The 19,876-nt window shown below is 62.3% G+C and carries 25 protein-coding genes; 12 read left to right on the top strand and 13 right to left on the bottom strand.

Annotation, left to right across the window (positions count from 1 at the left end):
• The first annotated feature begins 156 nt into the window (after window positions 1-156).
• Window positions 157-774 carry an alpha-ketoglutarate-dependent dioxygenase AlkB gene (locus AC0L16_RS12065; RefSeq protein ID WP_473620958.1) on the top strand — a complete coding sequence of 206 codons (618 nt, stop codon included), beginning with the start codon at window positions 157-159 and terminating at the stop codon, window positions 772-774.
• Between the two features lie 26 nt (window positions 775-800).
• Here the strand turns inward: AC0L16_RS12065 and AC0L16_RS12060 are convergent, their stop codons facing one another.
• The 10 genes from AC0L16_RS12060 to hisB all read right to left on the bottom strand — a co-directional run bounded on the left by AC0L16_RS12060 (window position 801) and on the right by hisB (window position 7,280).
• Window positions 801-1,283: a GtrA family protein gene (locus tag AC0L16_RS12060; protein ID WP_473621089.1), complete on the bottom strand. Its 483-nt coding sequence runs from the start codon at window positions 1,281-1,283 to the stop codon at window positions 801-803.
• Between the two features lie 189 nt (window positions 1,284-1,472).
• The gene (gene coaA / locus AC0L16_RS12055; protein WP_473620957.1) at window positions 1,473-2,432 is read right to left on the bottom strand and encodes a type I pantothenate kinase; all 960 of its coding nucleotides are present in this window, start codon (window positions 2,430-2,432) and stop codon (window positions 1,473-1,475) included.
• A gap of 24 nt (window positions 2,433-2,456) precedes the next feature.
• A complete protein-coding gene (locus tag AC0L16_RS12050) occupies window positions 2,457-2,783 on the bottom strand; it encodes a phosphoribosyl-ATP diphosphatase (RefSeq protein ID WP_473620955.1) in 327 nt (108 codons plus the stop codon).
• A gap of 92 nt (window positions 2,784-2,875) precedes the next feature.
• Window positions 2,876-3,667 carry an imidazole glycerol phosphate synthase subunit HisF gene (hisF, locus tag AC0L16_RS12045; protein ID WP_473620953.1) on the bottom strand — a complete coding sequence of 264 codons (792 nt, stop codon included), beginning with the start codon at window positions 3,665-3,667 and terminating at the stop codon, window positions 2,876-2,878.
• Entirely contained in the window at window positions 3,667-4,503 is an 837-nt protein-coding gene (locus AC0L16_RS12040; protein WP_473620951.1) for an arginase family protein, read from the bottom strand. The genes hisF and AC0L16_RS12040 overlap by 1 nt, the downstream gene beginning before the upstream one ends.
• On the bottom strand, window positions 4,500-5,249 hold the full coding sequence (gene hisA / locus AC0L16_RS12035) for a 1-(5-phosphoribosyl)-5-[(5-phosphoribosylamino)methylideneamino]imidazole-4-carboxamide isomerase (protein WP_236377981.1): 750 nt from the start codon (window positions 5,247-5,249) through the stop codon (window positions 4,500-4,502). The genes AC0L16_RS12040 and hisA overlap by 4 nt, the downstream gene beginning before the upstream one ends.
• Before the next feature lies 1 nt (window position 5,250).
• Window positions 5,251-5,541, bottom strand: a complete 291-nt coding sequence (locus tag AC0L16_RS12030; protein ID WP_473620949.1) for a DUF1330 domain-containing protein — start codon at window positions 5,539-5,541, stop codon at window positions 5,251-5,253.
• Window positions 5,542-5,545: 4 nt separating this feature from the next.
• Window positions 5,546-6,196 (bottom strand): imidazole glycerol phosphate synthase subunit HisH, encoded by a 651-nt coding sequence (gene hisH, locus AC0L16_RS12025; protein WP_473620947.1) that lies wholly within the window; start codon window positions 6,194-6,196, stop codon window positions 5,546-5,548.
• 1 nt (window position 6,197) lies between these two features.
• Window positions 6,198-6,674, bottom strand: coding sequence for a DUF2628 domain-containing protein (locus AC0L16_RS12020; protein WP_473620946.1), 477 nt, complete (start codon window positions 6,672-6,674; stop codon window positions 6,198-6,200).
• A 3-nt stretch (window positions 6,675-6,677) separates the two neighbouring features.
• Window positions 6,678-7,280: an imidazoleglycerol-phosphate dehydratase HisB gene (hisB, locus tag AC0L16_RS12015; protein ID WP_473620944.1), complete on the bottom strand. Its 603-nt coding sequence runs from the start codon at window positions 7,278-7,280 to the stop codon at window positions 6,678-6,680.
• 216 nt (window positions 7,281-7,496) lie between these two features.
• Here hisB and hslV point away from each other — a divergent pair, with 216 nt between their 5' ends.
• The 7 genes from hslV (at window position 7,497) to AC0L16_RS11980 (ending at window position 12,468) form a co-directional block, all read left to right on the top strand.
• Window positions 7,497-8,048 (top strand): ATP-dependent protease subunit HslV, encoded by a 552-nt coding sequence (gene hslV, locus AC0L16_RS12010; RefSeq protein ID WP_473620943.1) that lies wholly within the window; start codon window positions 7,497-7,499, stop codon window positions 8,046-8,048.
• Window positions 8,049-8,121: 73 nt separating this feature from the next.
• The gene (locus AC0L16_RS12005; protein ID WP_473621087.1) at window positions 8,122-8,652 is read left to right on the top strand and encodes a GNAT family N-acetyltransferase; all 531 of its coding nucleotides are present in this window, start codon (window positions 8,122-8,124) and stop codon (window positions 8,650-8,652) included.
• Window positions 8,653-8,692: 40 nt separating this feature from the next.
• Complete coding sequence (locus AC0L16_RS12000) at window positions 8,693-9,292, top strand: DUF2585 domain-containing protein (RefSeq protein ID WP_202364995.1); 600 nt, start codon at window positions 8,693-8,695, stop codon at window positions 9,290-9,292.
• A gap of 4 nt (window positions 9,293-9,296) precedes the next feature.
• Window positions 9,297-10,610: an ATP-dependent protease ATPase subunit HslU gene (gene hslU, locus AC0L16_RS11995; protein ID WP_473620942.1), complete on the top strand. Its 1,314-nt coding sequence runs from the start codon at window positions 9,297-9,299 to the stop codon at window positions 10,608-10,610.
• Window positions 10,611-10,863: 253 nt separating this feature from the next.
• A complete protein-coding gene (locus AC0L16_RS11990) occupies window positions 10,864-11,823 on the top strand; it encodes a DUF1402 family protein (protein WP_473620941.1) in 960 nt (319 codons plus the stop codon).
• A 183-nt stretch (window positions 11,824-12,006) separates the two neighbouring features.
• Complete coding sequence (locus AC0L16_RS11985) at window positions 12,007-12,264, top strand: type II toxin-antitoxin system ParD family antitoxin (protein ID WP_473620939.1); 258 nt, start codon at window positions 12,007-12,009, stop codon at window positions 12,262-12,264.
• Entirely contained in the window at window positions 12,265-12,468 is a 204-nt protein-coding gene (locus tag AC0L16_RS11980) for a type II toxin-antitoxin system RelE/ParE family toxin (protein WP_473620937.1), read from the top strand.
• A gap of 146 nt (window positions 12,469-12,614) precedes the next feature.
• On the opposite strand, the gene AC0L16_RS11975 is transcribed toward AC0L16_RS11980, so the two are convergent.
• From AC0L16_RS11975 to AC0L16_RS11965, 3 genes are read right to left on the bottom strand one after another with little or no spacing between them, the layout of a single operon-like run.
• Window positions 12,615-13,844, bottom strand: coding sequence for an NAD(P)/FAD-dependent oxidoreductase (locus AC0L16_RS11975; RefSeq protein WP_473620936.1), 1,230 nt, complete (start codon window positions 13,842-13,844; stop codon window positions 12,615-12,617).
• 5 nt (window positions 13,845-13,849) lie between these two features.
• Window positions 13,850-14,164: a MocE family 2Fe-2S type ferredoxin gene (locus AC0L16_RS11970; protein WP_023796929.1), complete on the bottom strand. Its 315-nt coding sequence runs from the start codon at window positions 14,162-14,164 to the stop codon at window positions 13,850-13,852.
• A 55-nt stretch (window positions 14,165-14,219) separates the two neighbouring features.
• The gene (locus AC0L16_RS11965) at window positions 14,220-15,329 is read right to left on the bottom strand and encodes a fatty acid desaturase family protein (protein WP_473620934.1); all 1,110 of its coding nucleotides are present in this window, start codon (window positions 15,327-15,329) and stop codon (window positions 14,220-14,222) included.
• 165 nt (window positions 15,330-15,494) lie between these two features.
• Between AC0L16_RS11965 and AC0L16_RS11960 the strand changes: the two genes are divergently transcribed.
• From AC0L16_RS11960 to AC0L16_RS11945, 4 genes are all read left to right on the top strand, one after another.
• Entirely contained in the window at window positions 15,495-16,526 is a 1,032-nt protein-coding gene (locus AC0L16_RS11960) for a LacI family DNA-binding transcriptional regulator (RefSeq protein WP_077374708.1), read from the top strand.
• A 370-nt stretch (window positions 16,527-16,896) separates the two neighbouring features.
• Window positions 16,897-17,838 carry a sugar ABC transporter substrate-binding protein gene (locus AC0L16_RS11955; protein ID WP_473620933.1) on the top strand — a complete coding sequence of 314 codons (942 nt, stop codon included), beginning with the start codon at window positions 16,897-16,899 and terminating at the stop codon, window positions 17,836-17,838.
• Window positions 17,839-17,997: 159 nt separating this feature from the next.
• Window positions 17,998-19,074, top strand: a complete 1,077-nt coding sequence (locus AC0L16_RS11950) for an ABC transporter permease (protein WP_287071024.1) — start codon at window positions 17,998-18,000, stop codon at window positions 19,072-19,074.
• A 2-nt stretch (window positions 19,075-19,076) separates the two neighbouring features.
• Window positions 19,077-19,844 carry an ATP-binding cassette domain-containing protein gene (locus AC0L16_RS11945; protein ID WP_128244602.1) on the top strand — a complete coding sequence of 256 codons (768 nt, stop codon included), beginning with the start codon at window positions 19,077-19,079 and terminating at the stop codon, window positions 19,842-19,844.
• Window positions 19,845-19,876 lie beyond the last annotated feature (32 nt).

The following is a 19,876-nucleotide window of genomic DNA, read 5'->3' as shown; positions in this document are numbered from 1 at the left end:
GCGCCCGTCTTCGACTCCGGCTCGGCCTGACCTGAATCTCACCACACCTCAAGCTGGCGATTGCCATCCAAGGACAAGAACGGCGGCTTTCGGGTCGCCGGTCTTGTTTGTTGGTGGCATTGTCCGCCAGATGAACCCGATGAAGCGACCAAGCTAATGCTCGTTCTGCCCAAAGGCGTCCGCCACATGCCCGGCTATCTGTCGCGCGCCGTGCAGGAAGCGCTGGTCGAGGATGTGAGGCAGGTCGTGCAGGAAGCGCCGCTGTTCGTGCCGGCGATGCCGCGCACCGGCAAGGAGATGAGCGTGCGCATGACCAATTGCGGTTCGCTTGGCTGGGTCACCGACAAGGAGCACGGCTATCGCTACCAGCCGACGCACCCGGTAACCGGAACGCCCTGGCCGCCGATCCCCGACATACTGCTGCAGCTGTGGCGGGACGTGTCTGCCTATCCGCATCCGCCGGAGGCTTGCCTGGTCAATTTCTATTCGCCGGACGCGAAGATGGGCCTTCATCAAGACCGTGACGAGATCGATTTCTCCGCGCCGGTGGTTTCCGTTTCCCTGGGCGACGATTGCCTGTTCAGGGTCGGCCAGAGCACGCGCGAAGGCGGCACCAAATCGTTCAGGCTGAAAAGCGGCGACGTCGTCGTGCTTGGCGGCGAAGGCCGCCTCTGTTTCCACGGCGTCGACCGCATCTATCCGTCGACCTCGGCACTGCTCAGGAATGGCGGGCGGATCAATCTGACGCTGCGGCGGGTGACCTATCCTGGTTAGAGCCGTATCGCCGTCTATCTCTTTGTTTAACCACCGGATTTTCGCACGGGCGGCACCCGCTCTGGGTCACGGTCAGGCCTGACGCTGCCGGAAAAGATCCAGCGTTCGAGAACGACAAAGTTGACCACGGGAATGAGAATACAGGTGAGCAGGATCGGAATCGCGACCGGCAGGCCGAGCTGCCGGACGAGGAGCAGCGGAAGCAGATAGGCGGCGGCAAGACCGAAACCGGTGAGCACGGCGAAACGCGGCGCTTCGAATCGATGCGAGCCTGCCGACATGAAGGTGAAGAACTTGTGGCCGAGATAGGAGAATATTGTCGCGACCGCATAGGCGGCGACGGAGGCTGTGGCCGGTGACAGATATCTTGACCCGGCACTGGTGAAGAGGCCGGCACAAAGCGCATAGAGGACTGTGGCCGCAAGTCCCACCGAGGCGAATTTGAGAAGCCGGCGCGGAGCAAGCGTTCCGCGCCAGGCGGAAATGTCAGGCCGGCGCAATGCAGGCATATTGATCACCGGCTGCTCCCGACAAATGCTCTGGAATTTGCAATCGAACGATAGCGGGCACTGTCTGAGGCGCGTCGCGTCTGACGGCCTCATGCGACGCGCTTCAGGTTGTTGTTTTATGCATGTCGTTATCGCAAAACGGCTGCACAGTTTTGCGCGACATGCGTTAAAGCGCCGTTAACCGCTTCGTTACAGCTTCCTGAGCGCCACTTCCTCGACCAGATGATTGGCGCCCTTGCGCAGGATGAGATCGGCGCGGGCTCGCGTCGGCAGGATGTTCTCGCGCAGATTCTTCAGGTTGATGTTGGCCCACAGGCCTTCGGCGATGGCGCGGGCCGCTGATTGCGAAAGTTGCGAATAGCGGTGGAAGAAGGAGTCCGGATCGCGGAAGGCGGTGTCGCGCAGCCGCATGAAGCGGGCGATGTACCATTGATGGATCAGTTCCTCTTCGGCATCGATATAGATGGCGAAGTCGAAGAAATCCGACAGGAAAGGCACGATCTTGCCGTCCTTTGGCAGCTTGCCCGGCTGGAGGACGTTGATGCCTTCGAAGATCAATATGTCCGGCCGGTCGATGGTCTGGAACTCGCCGGGAACGACGTCGTAGGTCAGGTGCGAATAGACTGGCGCTCGGACATTGCGTTGCCCCGATTTGATGCCGGACAGGAAACGCAGCAGGGCGCCGACATCGTAGCTGTCGGGAAAGCCCTTGCGCTCCATCAAATTGTTGCGGCGCAGGATTTCGTTGGGAAGCAGGAAGCCGTCGGTGGTGATCAGATCGACCTTGGGGCTCGACGGCCAGCGCGCCAGCAGTTCCTTGAGGACGCGCGCCGTGGTCGATTTGCCGACCGCGACGGAGCCGGCAATGCCGATGATGAAGGGCGTCTTGACGACATCCACCGCGTTGAAGAAGGCCTGGCGCTGCCTGAACAGCAGTTGGCTGGCCTCGACATGGGCCGACAACAGCCGAGATAGCGAAAGATAGATGCGCTTGACCTCTTCGAGGTCGACCGGATCGTTGAGCGAACGCAGGCGACGGATCTCGTCCTCGCCGAGCGTCATCGGCGTGTCGGCGCGGAACTGCGACCATTCTTCCGCCGAGAAAAAACGGAAGGGCGAATATTTCTCGGTGGGGGCGAGCTGGTCCATCGAGTTTCCTGCCCTCCGCAGCGATCAGCCCCGGTCCTGCCGAGACGCCTTTTCGGCGATGCCCGAACGACCGGTGCGGCGTTCGAGTTCGGTCAGGACATCGGCAAGCGGAACGCCGGCGACGCCCAGAACGACCAGCCAATGATAGATGAGATCGGCGCTTTCCGAAACGAGGGCTTGTCTGTCACCGCCAACGGCCGCGATCACCGTTTCGACCGCCTCTTCGCCGAGCTTCTGCGCCGCCTTGTCGATGCCGCGCGCGAACAGCTCTGCCGTCCACGAATCCGGAGCGCCGGAATGCGCGCGTTCCTTGATGATTGTCTCCAGATCGGAGAGCGAAAACTCAGCCATGGCGCCATCTATCTGCTTGTTTAAGCATGATCTTTTCCGAAACCGGTTGCCCCTTTTTTGGCTGGCGCGGACCTTCGGTTCGGGATCATGCTTTAGAGCCGATCCACTGACGAGTCCAGTCGCATCGGCAGGCCGGCGCGGGCCATGTGCGACTTGGCTTCGGCAATGCTGTACGTGCCGAAATGGAAAATCGATGCCGCCAGCACCGCGCCGGCATGGCCGTCGCGAATGCCCTCGACCAGGTGATCGAGCGTGCCGACGCCGCCGGAGGCGATGACCGGCGCACGCACGGCGTCGGCGACCGCGCGGGTGAGCGCAATGTCGTAGCCGGCCTTGGTGCCGTCGCGGTCCATCGACGTCAGCAGGATCTCGCCGGCGCCGCAATCGACCATCTGCCGAGCGAATTCGACCGCGTCGATGCCGGTCTTCTCGCGGCCGCCATGGGTGAAAATCTCCCAGCGATCGGCCTCGCCTTCGCCAGACACTTTCTTGGCGTCGATGGCGACGACGATGCACTGGTTGCCGAACTTGTCGGCCGCTTCGGCGACGAAATCGGGATCCTTCACCGCCGCCGTGTTGATCGACACCTTGTCGGCGCCGGCCAAAAGCAGCTTTCTTATGTCGGCGACCTGGCGCACGCCGCCGCCGACGGTCAGCGGCATGAAGCATTGCTCGGCGGTGCGGGCGACGATATCGAAGATGGTCTCGCGATTTTCGGACGAGGCGGTGATGTCGAGGAAGCAGAGCTCGTCGGCGCCGGCGGCGTCATAGGCCTTGGCCGCTTCGACCGGATCGCCGGCATCGATCAGGTCGACGAAATTGACGCCTTTGACGACGCGGCCGTTCTTGACGTCGAGACAGGGGATGACGCGGGCTTTCAGCATCAGATCCTCGCATGCGCGGCAAGAAAATCGCCAAGCAATTGCCCAACGACAGGCGGAACCTCGCCTTTGGCGTCAAAGGCAGGATCGTAGGCGGACAGGGTGATGCCGACGATCGGGATCGACTTGGCCAGCCCGCAAACCAGTTGCCGCAGCTGTTGCGGATTTGGACCTCCCGGCAGCGCATAGCGGTTCACTTGCAGCACATCCGGATCGTGGACATCCAGATCAAGATGCAAATGCGCTTGGGCGGCGCCGGCCGCCTTGAGCTTTCCGACATTGTCGAGTGCATCGGTCCATTGGGCGCGAATGATCGGCAGCGTCTCCAGAAGCCGCCTTTCATCTGGATCGAGGTCGCGCGCGTCGACCAGCATGCAGCGCGACGGGTCGATCGCCTGGAAGCCGGGAATGGCTGACGTCATCGGCCGCCAGCAGAGCCCCAGCGTCGTCGCCAGCGCCATGCCGTCGAGAAAGCCGTAGGCCGACGTCTCGGGCGTGTTGAGATCGCCATGCTGATCGATCCAGATGATCGAATCAGCGGCGTCGCCAGCCACCGCACCGGCGGCGGTCAGGCAATTTCCGGCGAGCACGATGGGAAAACGCTCGTCGTCGCGTGCCATGTCGACCTTGGTGGCGACTGCCCGACAAACCGCGAAACCTGTCGCGATTTCGCGTCTCTGGGCATCGCCGACCTCGCCGATGTCCTCGATGATGACGTCATGGCCGCGCAAGGCAAGTTCATCGACAAGGCCGCCGGCAATGATGGCGTCGGGGCCCTGGCCAAAGCCGGCATGGTAAAGGCCGCTGTCATAGGGTGCGAGGATGATCGAGAGCTTCATCGCGCCCTCGCCTTCTCCGGTCCGGCCGCCAGGATCGCCAATGCCTCGGCCGGGTCGATACGTCCGTCATAAAGTGCACGCCCTGAGATTGCGCCTTCGAGTTTTTGCGCATCGGGCATCGTCATGCGCACGATGTCGGCGATCGAGGCCAGCCCGCCGGAGGCGATGACCGGGATAGACACGGCGTCGGCAAGATCGATGGTGGCGTCCCAGTTGATGCCGGTCAGCACACCGTCGCGGTCGATGTCGGTGTAGATGATGGCGGCAACGCCGGCGCCCTCGAACTTCTTCGCCAGTTCGATGACGCCGAGACTGGAGGCCTCGGCCCAGCCCTCGACCGCCACCTTGCCGCCCTTGGCGTCGATGCCGACGGCGATCTTGCCCGGGAATGCCTTGCAGGCCTGCCTGACCAGATCCGGATCGCGCACGGCCACCGTGCCGAGAATGATGCGGGCCAGCCCGCGATCGAGCCAGTCCTCGACCTGCGCCAGGGTGCGGATGCCGCCGCCGAGCTGCACTGGGTTTTTCGTTGCCTTGAGAATGGCGCCGACCGCCGCGCCGTTGACGCTCTGGCCCTTGAAGGCGCCGTTGAGGTCGACGACATGCAGCCATTCAAAGCCTTGTTGCTCGAAAGCCCTGGCCTGCGCAGCCGGGTCGTCATTGTAGATCGTCGCGGTCGCCATATCGCCGTGCTTCAGGCGCACGCACTTGCCGTCCTTGAGGTCGATGGCCGGGAACAGGATCACTTCAGGCGCCCTCGACGATCGCGAAATGGCCGGTCGAAGCCGCCAGTCGATTCCGTAGTGCGGTCTGATAGCCCGGCGACTGGTAACAGTTCAGCGCTGTCTGGTAGGAGTCGAACTCGACCACAACATGCCTGTCAAATTCCGATCCTTCGGGGTTTGTGACCTGTCCGCCGCGCACGAGATAGCGGCCGTCGTAGCGCGAAATGGCGTCACCGATGGCGTCACGGTAGCGCTGATAACCGTCGGGGTCAGTCACCGTGAGCATGACCACCCAGTAGCCTTTCTTACTCATGATCCTAGGGCCTCCAGCGCAGGAAATTGGTGATCAGCGCCAGGCCAAGCGCCTGGCTCTTTTCGGGATGAAACTGCGTGCCGGCGAGATTGTCGCTGATAACAGCAGCTGTAACCGGACCACCATAGTCGGCAATCGCCAGCACCTCGTCCGGCTTCTGCGCGTCGAGATGGTAGGAATGAACGAAATAGGCGTGCAATCCCTTGCTGCCGGTCGGAATGCCGGAAAACAGCGGATGCTTGCGCGTGAGCTCGATCGTGTTCCAGCCGATCTGCGGGATTTTTAGCGCAGGATCGGCCGGCGTGATCTCCTTGACGTCGCCGGCGATCCAGCCAAAACCTTTTGTAACGGTCTTTTCCAGGCCCCGCTCCGACATCAGCTGCATGCCGACGCAGATGCCGAGGAACGGCCGCCGCTTGACGATCGCGACCTCCTCGACCGCGTCCCACATGCCGGCCACAGCGCGCAGCCCGGCTGCGCAATCGGCATAAGCGCCGACGCCGGGCAGCACGATGCGGTCGGCGGTTCTGACACGCTCGGCATCGGCGGTCAGCTCGATGGCGGCGGCGATGCCGGCTTCGTGCGCGGCGCGCTCGAAGGCCTTGGTGGCCGAGCGCAGGTTGCCCGAGCCATAGTCGATGATCGCGACCCGCATGTCAGGGTCTTCCCGGCGTGTGCGTCAGTCCGAGCACCATTCCTGTCTGTGCCGGCCGGGCATGGGCAGCGTCCGGAACGATGCGGGGCACTGGCGCTTGCTCATCCGCATGCGCTTCGGCTTCCAGCACATAGCGCGTATCGGCATCGTCGAGCCTGTCGGCCTCGACGACGCCCCATTCGTGCCAGCCACGACGGCGCAGTGCGGCGATCCGCAACGCCTGCCCTTCCAGCCCGACATAGAGCGATACCAGCAGCGACAGCAGCGGGCCGGCCAGCCCAAGGCTCAGCCCTTCGGCAAGCATCGACAGCAGAGCCATGGCGACAAACGCCACTGCTGCTTCGATCCACAACCGGTGCCAGAGCAGCCATAGCGGCGGCAGGAGGAAGCCAAGCCAGGAAAACCCATCACGGACAAAGGCCGTTGTGTCAGGCTTTTCGCCGCGGCCCGGCGGTTCCATCACGACATAGACGGCCATGGCCTATCCCTTCAGAGATCCCTTGGTGGAAGGAACCGCGTCAGGCTGGCGCGGGTCGCTTTCAAGCGCGAAACGCAGCGCACGCGCCACCGCCTTGAAGCAGGTCTCGGCGATGTGGTGATTGTTGGCGCCGTAGTGGTTGGTGACATGCAGCGTGATGCCGGCATTTTGCGCCAGAGCCTGGAAGAATTCGCGCACCAGTTCGGTGTCGAACGAGCCGATCTTCGGCGACGAGAATACAACGTTCCAGACAAGGAAAGGACGGCCGGAAACGTCGATCGCCGCGCGCGTCAGCGTCTCGTCCATGGCGAGATCGATCGAGGCATAGCGCAGGATGCCGCGCCGCTCCCCCAGTGCCTTGGCCAGCGCCTGACCGAGCGCGATGCCGGTGTCCTCGACCGTGTGGTGGTCGTCTATGTGCAGGTCGCCCTTGGCCTTGACCGTCATGTCGATCAGCGAATGGCGCGACAGCTGGTCCAGCATGTGGTCGAAGAAGCCGACGCCCGTCGAAATATCGGATTTTCCGGAGCCGTCGACCTGGACCGATACGGAGATGTCGGTTTCCTTGGTCTTGCGGCTTGCGTTGGCGGAACGGGGCATGCTCATCCTTGTCCAGAGTTTAGGCGCTCCAAGCGTCCACATGCTTGAAAACGAGAGCCTTCTAGCAGCATGATCCGGCGATTGCCAGTTGCCGTGCCAAGCAGTATCGAGCCTGGCCGATGACCGGTTGGCAATCACCGGACCTATGCATACATAGAGGCGATCAAGTCACTCGTAATGCGCCAATCGCCTTGTCGGGACCGGTGCTGATCGGAGCAGAAGATGTCGAACGAACTGACCATGCACGCCACGACCATCGTGACGGTGCGCAAGGGCGGCAAGGTGGTGATTGCCGGCGACGGCCAGGTCAGTCTCGGCCAGACCATCATGAAGGGTAACGCCAAGAAGGTGCGCCGCATCGGCAAAAGCGGCAATGTCATTGCCGGTTTTGCCGGCGCCACCGCTGACGCCTTCACGCTTCTGGAGCGGCTGGAGGCCAAGCTCGAACAATATCCCGAGCAATTGACGCGGGCCTGCGTCGAACTCGCCAAGGACTGGCGCACCGACCGCTATCTGCGCCGGCTGGAAGCGATGATGCTGGTTGCCGACAAGTCGGTTTCGCTGGCGCTGACCGGCACCGGCGACGTGCTCGAACCCGAACACGGCGTCATGGCGATCGGCTCGGGCGGCAATTATGCGCTGGCCGCGGCGCGCGCGCTGATGGACAGCGACAAGGATGCCGAAGAAATCGCCCGCAAGGCGATGCAGATCGCATCCGACATTTGCGTCTACACCAACAACAATTTTGTCATCGAAACGCTCGATGCCGGCTGAGCCGGCCGCTGGCCATGATCCCGAAAAGTGGAAACCGGTTTTAGCTTCGCTGACCTTCGGTTCGCAGGAGATCATGGCCAAACCAGAAAATAGATATGATTTTCGACCGGTGACCGAGGCGGACCTGCCGATGATCGCTTCATGGTTGGCCGAGCCGCATGTCGCGGAGTGGTGGGACGATCCCGCCACGCAGATCGCTCAGATCCGTGACCACATCGACAGCATTTCCGTCGAGCCGCTGATCATCGAGCTCGACGGCGAGCCGATCGGCTACATGCAGAGCTACGACCCGCATCTGGAGGACGGCCACCCCTACAGCGACCAGCCTTTCGGTACGCTCGGCATCGATCTGTCGATCGGCAGGCCCGAGCTTGTCGGACGCGGCCACGGCTCGGCAATTGTCCGTCAGTTCGTGGAACAGCTGTTCGAGGAAGGGGTGCCGCGTGTCATCATCGACCCGGATCCATCCAACGGACGAGCGATCCGTGCCTATCAAAAGGCCGGATTCAGAGCTATCGATCGCAGGCAATCGGAATATGGCGACGCCGTGCTGATGGCAATTGACGCCGAAGAGGGCGACGCCGAAGCGGGTAATTTCGAATAGGGCGACGCCGAATAAGGCGCCGAAGAGGGGCAGTAACAGCATGAGCACAAGCGGTGCCGACAAGACCGTCTCGGCCTATGAAGACAGCTGGCGGATGGGACTTCTGCTCGTCCTCGGCCTGATAATATTCCAGGCTGGAGCCCTTTACGGCATGGGCCGAACGCCGATCTGCGAATGCGGCTATGTCAAGCTGTGGCACGGCATCGTGCAGAGCTCGGAGAATTCCCAGCATATTTCCGACTGGTACACATTCTCGCACATCATCCACGGCTTCCTGTTCTACGCGCTGGCGTGGGCTCTGTTCCCGCGTTCGCCGATCGGGCTCAGGCTGGCATTTGCCGTCGTCATCGAGGGCGGCTGGGAGCTTCTCGAGAACAGCCCGTTGATTATCGAGCGCTACCGCGCCGGCACGATCTCGCTCGACTATTACGGCGACAGCATCATCAATTCGGTGGCGGACACGCTGGCGATGGTGCTGGGATTTGTGATGGCGCGCAGGCTTCCTATATGGGTGATCGTGACCCTCGCTCTCATCTTCGAATTCGGTGTCGGCTACATCATCAGGGACAATCTGACACTCAACGTGATCATGCTGCTGCATCCGTTCGAGTCCATCCGGCAGTGGCAAAGTGGAATTTAGCGATATGACCACATTCTCGCCCCGCGAAATCGTTTCGGAACTCGATCGCTTCATCATCGGCCAGAAGGACGCCAAGCGCGCCGTGGCCATCGCCTTGCGCAACCGCTGGCGCCGCCAGCAGCTCGAAGGCCAGATGCGTGAAGAGGTGATGCCGAAGAACATCCTGATGATCGGCCCGACCGGCGTCGGCAAGACCGAGATCTCGCGCCGCCTGGCGCGCCTTGCCGGTGCGCCGTTCGTCAAGGTCGAGGCGACCAAGTTCACCGAGGTCGGCTATGTCGGCCGCGACGTCGAGCAGATCATCCGCGACCTGGTCGAGATCGCCATCGGCCTGGTGCGCGAGAAGATGCGCGAGGACGTCAAGGCGCGCGCCCATATCAATGCCGAGGAACGTGTGCTGGAAGCGCTCGTCGGCAAGACGGCGAGCCCGGCGACGCGCGACAGTTTTCGCAGGAAGCTGCGCGACGGCGAGCTCGACGACAAGGAGATCGAGATCGAAGTGAGCGACACCGGCACCGGCGGCATGCCCGGCTTCGAGATCCCCGGCATGCCGGGCGCCAATATCGGTGTGTTGAACATCAACGACATGCTGTCGAAAGCGATGGGCGGCCAGAAGACCAAGACGCGCAAGACGACGGTGAAGGAATCCTACACGCTGCTGGTCGGCGACGAGTCCGACAAGCTGCTCGACCAGGATGAGGTGGTGCGCAGAGCGCTCGAATCGACCGAAAACGACGGCATCGTCTTCCTCGACGAGATCGACAAGATCGCCTCCCGCGAGGGCGGCATGGGTGCCGGTGTATCCCGCGAAGGCGTGCAGCGCGACCTGCTGCCGCTTGTCGAAGGCACAACGGTGGCGACCAAATACGGACCGGTGAAGACGGACCACATCCTGTTCATCGCATCGGGTGCGTTCCACGTTGCCAAGCCGTCCGACCTGTTGCCGGAACTGCAGGGCCGCCTGCCGATCCGCGTCGAACTGCGGGCGCTGGAGAAGGACGATTTCGTCCGCATCCTGACCGAGACCGAGGCCAGCCTGATCAAGCAATACATCGCGCTGATGAAGACCGAGGGCGTCGATCTCGCCTTCACCGACGACGCCATCGATTCACTGGCCGGCATCGCCGTCGATCTCAACGCCAGCGTCGAGAACATCGGCGCCAGGCGGCTGCAGACGGTGATGGAGCGGGTGCTGGACGAGATCTCCTATGACGCGCCGGACCGCCACGGCACGTCGGTGACAGTCGACGCCGCCTATGTGGAGACGCATGTCGGCGACCTGTCCAGAAACACGGATCTGTCGCGATTCATCCTGTAGCAGGCGATCCATCCACAAGAGGTGGGCCGGGGCGAGCGGCACGTTCCGGGACGTGTGGCCAAATGGAAGCATCCGGCCAGATTTTGTCTTGCCGGGCCAGGGAGCTCTCGACTCCCCTTGCAGCTTTACCTAGTTTGCCGGCAACATCAGCGCCGCGCATCCGTTGGACGTGCAAAGGGCGCTTTAACATTTGGTTCTGCGCATGACCCCCGAAAGTCATTCCGGGGTCATGCGCAGTTGCAGGCGGCGGCGCATGACAAAAACGATCCTCGTCACTCTCGGGCTGACGCTGGCGACAGCCATGTTCGCCGCCGAAGCGGCGACGATGGTGCCGCCGGGCAACAGTCATGTCGAGCAGCCCAACATACCGGGCGCCTCGAGCCGGCGCACCCAGGCCACCAACACCACCTTCCAGGCGAAATACCGCAAGGTCTATGCGCTGCTGCAGCACGACGCCGGTCTCCGCGGCAAGATCGAGCAGGCAGCAGCGACCTATGGCATCGATCCTATGCATATCGTCGGCGCCATCGTCGGCGAGCACACCTACAATGTCGACGCCTACGACCGGCTGCAGACCTACTACGTCAAGGCGATCTCCTATCTGTCGAGCAAGCTGTCCTTCGCCTATGAAGGCGAGGACATCACTGATTTCGTGCAGCGGCCGCAATTCCAGGAATGCGTCGGCAAATCGGATAGTTACGCGCTCTGGGAATGCCGCGAGCAGGTGTGGAACCTTTCCTTTCGCGGCAAGACTGTCGGCGGTGAGAGCTTCCCCGACGACCGCTTCGGCGCGACTTTCTTCCAGCCCTATTATGCCGGCCAGACTTTTGGCCTGGGCCAGCTCAATCCGCTGACCGCCTTGCAGATGAGCGATCTCGTGCACCAGGTTTCCGGCCTGCCGAAGCTCGATGTCGGCGATCCGAACGCGGTCTACAAGACCATCATGGATCCGGACCTGACCCTGGACTATGTCGCGGCGACGATCCGCAAATCGATCGATGCCTATCAGAGCATTGCCGGCTTCGACATATCGGGCAATCCCGGCATCACATCGACCCTCTACAATGTCGGCAATCCGGAACAGCGCGCGCATGCGCTGAAGGCCGAAAACGACAGGCGCCGCGCCGCCGGCGAACCGGAGAAGCTGCCCGAGGAAAATTACTATGGCTGGCTGGTCAACGACAAACTGCCGGAGCTGAACGCGCTGTTTTAGATGCGCCACGAGTCAAGGAGAGCCTTTCCGCGCTCGCTCCGCTGCCCCACCGCTGTGATCCATTGCCCTTGAGATCCGTCGCCGAGAGGCAGGCTATGGCATCCATGCCGACCCAACAGATTTGGCTTGGGGGAGGGAGTTATCAAAAATTGATACTATCCGATAAATCGAAGGGTCTGACCTATGCCTTCAAGTTACAATATTGGTGCTCACTATGAGACGCTGGTGCGCGAACTGGTCGGGAGCGGCCGCTATGCCAGCGCCAGCGAAGTTCTGCGCGATAGCTTACGCCTGCTCGAGGAACGCGAGGCGCAGCGGAAAGCCACGCTTGCCGCGCTTCGCGATGAAATCCGAGCGGGTATTGAGAGCGGCCCCGGCATTCCAGCCGACGAGATTTTTGACAGGTTGGAAGCCAAGTACAGGGGCGGAAACCGCAAATAAATGGCGGTCATATTCTCCCCTGCTGCCGCGCAGGATATTGAGGAAATCGGCGACTTTATTCACGCTGAAAACCCCGCAGCCGCGATGCGCTTTGTAACGGCTATCAGGGCGCGTTGTAGCCGGATTGTCGACGCACCGCACGGCGCCGTCCCCGCCCTGCCCTGTGGTCCGGTCTGTGCTCCGTTGCCTTCCAGCGTTATGTGATTTCTACACTATCGAAGACGCTGCCATACGCATCGAGCGAATTTTGCATGGCGCCCGCGACATCGAGGCCACTTTTTACGAAGGCGATAGCTGACAGGTTGGAAGCACTGCCGTCACTGGATCTCCACGACAGCCGCGCCCTCAGATCACGCCGCCAGCAGCGACTTCAGCTTGATCGTTTGCGAACCGAGCGCCTCGGGCGCCGGCTTTGCCCTTTTTGCGATCAGCATCTCGGCCAGCCTGATGTCGCGGGCGACAGAATTGCCCGGACCGATGCCGCTCGCTGCAACCAGCCTGCCGTCTTGCGCCAAATGGAACAGGATGAAGGCGCCGTCGTCGAGGTCGCGGCGCACGACCTTGCTGGCCTCGTCCGAGAGCCCAGATATCTGCAAGGTCAGGCCGTACTGATCCGACCAGAACCATGGCACAGCCGAGTGGGCCTCACCGGCGCCAAGCATGTTGCTGGCCGCAAGCGCGCCCTGCTCCTGCGCGTTGCGCCAGGCCTCCAGCCGCACGCGCCGGCCGCCATAGACGGCAAGCGGAAACGAGCAGCAATCGCCGGCGGCAAAGATGTCCGGATCGCTGGTGCGAAGCGCGGCATCGACGGCTATGCCGTTGTCGATCGTCAGCCCCGCTTCCGCGGCAAGTCCGGTCAGCGGCACAGCGCCGATGCCGATCACCGCCAGGTCGGCGACGATGTCCTGCCCGCCAGCAAGCGCGATGCGCACCTCGGCGCCGTCATCGGCGATCGCCGCTATGGCATCGCCGCACAGGATTTTGACGCCTTCGGCTTCATGCGCCTGGTGGATGATTTTGGCGATCTCGGCCGGCACACCGCGCATCAGAATGCGCGGCTGCGCCTCGATGACGGTGACCACTGCGCCCAGTCTGCGTGCCGCGGCGGCGAGCTCAAGACCGATGAAGCCGCCGCCAACGATGGCGATGCGGTTTCCGGGGCTCAGATGGGCGCGAATGGCCAGCGCGTCGTTGAAGGTCCGGAGATAGACACAACGCGGCCCGAGGCCCGGCATTGGCAGTCTGCGCGGCACCGATCCGGTCGCCAGCAGCAGCTTGTCGTATAGCAGCGAGGAGCCGTCCGACAGGCGCACGACATGCGCAGCGCGGTCGATCGCCACCGCCTGAACCGAATGGATATGCCGGATCGATCTCCCGGCCAAGATTTCATCGCTGGCGATCGCCTTGATCACTGGCGCATCGCCAGCCATCGCGTCCTTCGACAGCGGCGGCCGCTCATAGGGCAGATGCGGCTCGTCGCCGACCAGCGTCACCGGGCCATCATAGCCGAGATCGCGCAGCGCCAAGGCAGCCCGCCCGCCGCATTCGCCGGCGCCGATGATGAGCATTCCTTTCGCCATCACCGTCACCCGATCTGAATGAGGATTTTGCCGGCGTCGAGCTTGACCGGATAGGTCCTGAGATTGACGCAGACCGGCGCGCCCCTGGCTGCGCCAGTCTTGTAGTTGAAGCGGCCATTGTGCTTCGGGCATTCGATGATGTCGTCCATCACCAGCCCGTCGGCCAGATGCACCTTCTCATGCGTGCAAAGGCCGTCCGTCGCGAAATATTCGTCGTCGGGACTGCGATAGATGGCGAAGGTGCGGCCGTCATGGTCGAACCGCATCACGTCCTCTTCGTCGATGTCATCGGCACCACAGGCCTCGACCCAGTCGCTCATTGGTCCTCCCGGCAGAATTTTGCTTGGTCAACGTGCCCCGGCACAGGCGCGCGTGTCATTCGGCTGCTGCCGCAACGGCAGCGTTGTCGTTGTGGAATTCCTCGCGATAAGGCTTGGCAGTCGGCGGCAGTTCGCGCTTGAGGAAATAGTCCTCATTGCGCAGCTGGCGCAGGAAGGCAGGCACCATCTCGCGATAGCCGGCCAGGATCGATGGCGTCGGCGCCGGCAGGTCGTGCTTGATCAGCTCATGCAGCCTCGGCAGTGCGTGGTAGGGCACCATCGGAAACATGTGGTGCTCGACATGGTAGTTCATGTTCCAGTAGATGAAGCGGCTGATCGGGTTCATGTGGACCGTGCGGCTGTTGAGTCGGTGGTCGATGACGTTTTCGGCGAGGCCGCCATGCTGCAGCAGGCCGGTCATGACATGATGCCAGGCGCCGTAAAGCCTGGGCAGACCGACCAGCATCAAGGGCAGGAATGAGCCGCTATAGAGCGCCAGCGCGATTGTCGCGGCATAGATCGCGGTCCAGATGCGGGCAATGCGGATCGCCTTTGGCTGCTCCTGCTCGGGAATGAAGGTCTTTTCCGCCGGGCTGATGATACCTGCCGCGTTGCGCACCATGTCGGTCATGGCATGCCAGGCATCGACAATGCCGAAGAGATTGAGCACGACGCGCAACAGGTCCGGCGGGCGCATCACCGCGATCTCCGGATCGCGGCCGACGATGATCGTGTCAGTGTGATGCCGCGTATGGCTCCAGCGCCAGGTCACCGGGTTGCGCATGATCATGAAGCAGGCGATCTGATAGACCGCATCATTCATCCACTGCGTCCTGAAGGCGGTGCCGTGGCCGCATTCGTGCCAGCGTGAATCGGTGGAAGAGCCGTAGAGCACGCCATAGACGAAGAAGAACGGCACGCACCACCATGTGCCCCAGAACCAGGCGCCGCCGGCGCCGCTCAGGACCAGGGCGGAGAGCCAGATGATGGTGTCGCGGATCGCCGGCCCATCGGAGCGCTGCATCAGCTCCTTCATCTGCTTGCGGGGCACGTCGGTATGATACCATTCGGCCGCCGCCAGCCCGGTCTCGACGGCGCGCTTCGCGTCGCGGCCGAGCAGGCTGTAGTCTCGCCGGGACGGCATTGCGGATGGTGTCGCTTCCATTGAGGCTGCCTCCGTCGGCATCCGTCGGAACGGGTGCCTCTGCCACAGGTGCTTATGCCCTAAAATAACGCCAAGCCGTGATAGGCTCAACATCATGAAGATAGTTTCTATCATTTCCCATCATAATGATGTATAGCCTATGCCAGGCAATCAGGCAGGAAGCGTATGGCAAAACGGCCGACCATCACCGATCTGGCACGTATTTCGGGAGTCAGCGTCGCCACCGTCGATCGGGTGCTGAACAATCGCCTGCCGGTGCGCGAGGAAACCGCGCGCCGCGTCTATGAGGCCGCCACCAGCATCGGCTACCACGCCGCCGGGCTGATCAAGCAGCGGATGCGCCAGGAACTGCCGGAATACCGGCTCGGCTTTCTGCTGCTGAGGGGCAATGATGTTTTCTACAGCGATTTCGCCCGCGAGATCGAACTGGCTGTTTCGCAATCGCAGCGCTTCCGCGGCGTGGCAACCATCGATTTCGCCAGTTCGCTGGCCCCCGACGAGATCGCCGCGCAGATGCGCAAGCTGGCGGCGAAATCCAGGGCAGTCGCCCTTGTCGGTCCGGACCATCCGACGCTGACGGCAGCCGTCGAGACGCTGAAGGCGAGGGGGCAACCCGTCTTCTCCCTGCTATCCGACTTTGCAGCCGGCATCCGCGAGGGCTATGTCGGCCTCGACAACCGCAAGGTCGGTCGTACCGCGGCCTGGATGATCGCCAGAGCGGCGAGGAAGCCCGGCAAAGTCGCCCTTTTCGTCGGCAGCCATCGCTTCCATGGCCATGAGCTGCGCGAGATCGGCTTCAGATCGTTTTTCCGCGAGCATGCGCCGGAATTCACGGTGATGGAGACGCTGGTCAACCTGGAAGCCAACCAGGTGACCCATGATGCAATGATCGATCTTCTGGCGCGGTACCCGGATCTGGCCGGCTGCTATGTCGCGGGCGGCGGCATGGAAGGCGCGGTTTCCGCGCTACGGGCGGCCAGGCCGGCAAGCATGCCGGTGGTCGTCTGCAACGAGATCAACGCCGAATCGCGCGCGGCGCTCGCCGACAACATCCTGACCATGGTGATTTCGACGCCGCTGGCAGCACTATGCCGCGAGCTTGTCGGGCTGATGGTGCATGCCATCGAGGCAGGCGCTGCCAATGCGCCGGGCCAGACCTTCCTGCCCTTCGACATCTATCTGCCGGAAAACATCTAGGTTCGGCCAGAACAGCTGGGCTCAGCCAAGACATCCTGTTCAGATCGGGGCGTCGGCAGTGAGGTGAACCATCAGCCTGATGGATTCTTGCAGAAGATTTGCCGGCCCTCAGCCGCGTTGTCCGAAAAAACCGGCAGCCGCTTTCGGAATCTCCTTGACGCCAGCCCACAGAATGGAATAAATATTTCACCAAATAGGTATTTTGGTTCTTTCGTTCCGGAGCATCTGTTTCAACGGAGGGCTTGGCGTTCCAGCCAACGCGGAAATCGCCATCGGAAACGGAGAAGCAATCGGGAGAGATTCCCTGGGAGATCGGGGATTCCGGGTAGATCGGTGCAGCCGGACACCAATTCTGTGGAGGAGAAATAGAATGAAAAAGCTGCTGTTGGGCGCCGCATTCTTGGCGCTGATGAGCTCGTCCGCCCTCGCTGCCAAAATCGGCGTGTCGATGGCGCTGTTCGACGACAATTTTCTCACCGTGCTGCGCAACGGCATGATCGAGCAGGCCAAAGGCATGGAAGGCGTGGAACTGCAGGTCGAAGACGCGCAGAACGACGTCGCCAAGCAGCTCGACCAGATCAAGAACTTCGTCGCCTCGGGTGTCGACGCGATCGTCGTCAATCCAGTCGACACCTCGGCCACCCAGGCGATGTCGGATGCCGCCGCTGCGGCCAACGTTCCGCTGGTCTATGTCAACCGCGAGCCGGTCAATGTCGACACGCTGCCGGACAACCAGGCTTTCGTCGCCTCGAACGAGGTTGAGTCGGGCACTCTCGAGACCCAGGAAGTCTGCCGGCTGTTCAAGGAAGCCGGCAAGACCGAGGTCAATGTCTATGTGATCATGGGCGAACTGTCGAACCAGGCCGCGGTGCAGCGCACCAAGGACATCGACGATGTGATCGCCACTCCCGAATGCAGCTTCATCAAGATTATCGACAAGCAGACGTCGAACTGGAAACGCGAGGAAGCACAGAACCTGATGACCAACTGGCTGTCGACCGGTGCGCCATTCGATGGCGTGATCGCCAACAACGACGAGAGCGCCATCGGTGCCATCCAGGCCATGAAGGCTGCCAACATCGATATGAAGTCGGTTGTCGTCGGCGGCGTGGACGCCACCCAGGACGCGCTTGCCGCGATGCAGGCGGGCGATCTCGACGTCACCGTGTTCCAGGACGCGGCCGGCCAAGGCGCCGGGGCGCTGGACGCGGCGCTCAAGCTTTCCAAGGGCGAGGCGGTTGAGCAGAAGGTCTACATCCCCTTCCAGCTGGTCACGCCGGCAAACATCGACAAGTTCCTGCAGAAGAACTGAGGCAGAGGAGCGTTCTCGATAGGAGCGGCGCGGCAGAGCATCGGACCGGTTTTGGAAATCCGACGTTCCAAGAACAAAAAAGCAGCGCCGCTCCCTCCTTCCCTCATCGCCGCGGACAGCCGGCGAGAGGGCGACTGCGGCTGATGGAGGAAGCAAGAGTTGACACAGACAACCCACGGCGTCGGCGGACTGAGCTATGATGCGAAAAAGCGGACATGGCCTGCCGAATTCAACGTTTTCCTGGCGCTCATCATCCTGGTCGGCGCCTTCGAGCTGATAGGCCGGGTCTTTCTTGGCGACAGCTTCCTGTTCAACACACGCGCCAACGTCGACACGATCTTCAACGAGGCGCGCCTGCAGATCATCATCCTGCAGGTGTCGATCGTCGGCATCATCGCCATCGGCGTGACGCAGGTGATCATTTCCGGCGGCATCGACCTTTCCTCCGGTTCGATCGTCGGCGCCACGGCGATGATCGCCATGAGCTTCGCCCAGGTGGCGACGGTCAACGGCAACCCGAACCCCAAGGCGATGTTCATCGAGCAGGGCTGGACCGACCTGCCGGTGATCGTGCCGGTGCTCGTTGCGATCGGCTGCGGCCTGCTGGCGGGCCTGATCAACGGCACGCTGGTCGCCTACACCCGTATTCCGCCGTTCATCGCCACGCTCGGCATGATGGTCACCGCGCGCGGCGTCGCCAAATGGTGGTCCAAGGGGCAGCCGATCTCGTTTCCCACCGAAAGTTTCGCCGCCATCGGCAAGGGGCTGATGCCCGTCATCATCTTCATATCGCTGGCGATTCTGTTCCAGCTGATCCTGTCATACACCAGGTACGGCAAACACTGTTATGCCATCGGCTCCAACGAGGACGCCGCCCGCATGTCCGGCATAAATGTCCAGAACCACAAGATCCTCGTCTTCGTCATTGCCGGCATCCTCGCCTCGCTGGCCGCCGTGGTGCTGAGCTCCAAGAACCTCACTGCTCAGGCCGGCATGGGCGTGATGTACGAACTGGACGCGATCGCCATGGCGGTCATCGGCGGCGTCTCGCTGTCGGGCGGCCGCGGCTCGATCATCGGAACGGTGATCGGCGCGCTGATCTTCGGCGTCATCATCTCCGGCTTCACCTTCCTGCGCCTCGACGCCTACTACCAGGAGATGGTCAAGGGCGTGATCATCATCGGCGCAGTCGTTCTCGACCAGTGGCGGCAGCGCCTGCGGGCAATGAGGGCTTGACCATGTCAGACATCGTCCTGAAGACCGAAAACCTGACCAAATACTATGGCGGCGTGCATGCGCTCGAAAGTGCGAATTTCGAACTGCGCAAGGGTGAGCATGTCGCCATCATGGGTGACAACGGCGCCGGCAAATCGACCTTCGTGCGCCAGATCACCGCCGTCGAGCAACGCACCAGCGGCAAGGTCTGGTTCGACGGCAAGGAAGTCAACTTCGCCGGCCCGATCGCGGCGCGCGAGGCGGGCATCGAAACGGTGTTCCAGAACCTGGCGCTTGCCGACGATCTCGACGTGCCGTCGAACCTGTTTCTCGGCCGCGAAAAGGTGCTGTTCAATCTCGGGCCTTTCTCGATCCTCGATCGCAAGTTCATGCGCAAGGCGACCGAGGCAGCGTTGATCCGAACGGCGGTGAAGATCCCCAATCTTTCCAACACCATCCGCCACATGTCGGGCGGCCAGCGCCAGTGCGTGGCAATCGCCAGAACCGCGACTTTCGCGTCCAAGCTCATCATCATGGATGAGCCGACGGCAGCACTTGGTGTGCAGGAGACGACGCAGGTAGAAAACATCATCCGCACACTGAAGGCCAATGGCGAGCCGCTGATCCTGATCAGTCACAACATGCGCCAGGTGTTCGATCTGGTCGACCGCATCGTCGTGTTCCGGCGCGGCCGCATCGTCGCCAACCTGCGCAAGCAGGACACCGACGGCAACGACATCGTCTCATACATCACCGGCGCCAAAACCGGGGAGGCCGAACTTGCGGCTTAGGGCGGATGCGCGGCGGGTCATCGGCCCGTCGC

It is taken from the genome of Mesorhizobium sp. WSM4848 (assembly GCF_055811375.1).
Note: the sequence above shows the minus strand (reverse complement) of the source record. Positions and strands in the feature narration are given on the sequence as shown.